General features: G+C 37.1%; 1 protein-coding gene. It reads right to left on the minus strand.

From position 1 onward, the window contains the following. Window positions 1-23: 23 nt before the first annotated feature. Window positions 24-246, minus strand: a 223-nt coding sequence (locus tag M901_RS14970) for a class I SAM-dependent methyltransferase (RefSeq protein WP_198295416.1), incomplete at its 5' end; no start/stop codon positions are given.

Below are 246 nucleotides of genomic sequence, written 5' to 3' on the forward strand. Positions count from 1 at the left end.
TNCTAGAAATGTTTTAAACATGACTATCGCCTCTGGAAAACGCAGATCTTGACACCGTTTTCCTTATCCTCTTCCTCAAACCCCTCAGGTGAATAAAGAGTATTTATATATTCAAAGTCTTGCAACTGATTTCTGTATAAATCTACAATAAAACCAGATTTTTCAAAAGGTGTATTTAGACACGAAGCGACAACCCCGCCCTTTTTCACAAGCTTTTCCAGTTGTTTCACTACCTTACGATAGTCT

Origin of the sequence: Bacteriovorax sp. DB6_IX, assembly GCF_000447775.1 — a bacterium.
Taxonomy (GTDB): domain Bacteria; phylum Bdellovibrionota; class Bacteriovoracia; order Bacteriovoracales; family Bacteriovoracaceae; genus Halobacteriovorax_A.